1 pseudogene is annotated in these 470 nt (G+C 81.3%); it reads left to right on the forward strand.

The window, feature by feature from the left end:
- Positions 1-184 precede the first annotated feature (184 nt).
- A pseudogene (locus tag SZN_RS37835) lies at positions 185-470 on the forward strand (S8 family peptidase); the annotation flags it as partial.

Raw genomic sequence — 470 nt, forward strand, 5'->3', positions numbered from 1 at the left:
CGCACGGGGCGCGGACCGGGCGCCGCCGCGGCACGGTGCTCGGCGGCTGCGCCGTCCGGGCGAACGCGCGGCAGACCGGACGGCTCGCGTCCGGCCCTCGGGCCGCCTCCGCCGCCTCGGCCACCCGCACGGGTCCGGAGCGCGCGCACAGGGCTCCGCGCGCCCGCCGAACCGGACCCAGCGCATGTCGACCTTCGGCGGCCTCCTGCGCAGGGCTCCGCGCGCCCGCGAACCGGACCGCGTCGATCAGGCCAATCTTCCGCCGGACGGGTGGCACACCCCGCCCGGCTCCGCCGGGGCCGGGGTCACGGTCCACGTGAGCGGCACCGGAATCCGCTTCCCGCACCGGGAGTTCGGTGGCCGGGCGCGCTGCGGCGGGGCCGTGCCGGACGTCGGCGCGACGGCCTCCGACGGTGGCGGACACGGCACCCGCGGCACCGCGACCGTCGTCGGCGGGCGGTCCGGCGCCG

It is taken from the genome of Streptomyces zinciresistens K42 (assembly GCF_000225525.1).
Classification (GTDB): Bacteria; Actinomycetota; Actinomycetes; order Streptomycetales; family Streptomycetaceae; genus Streptomyces; species Streptomyces zinciresistens.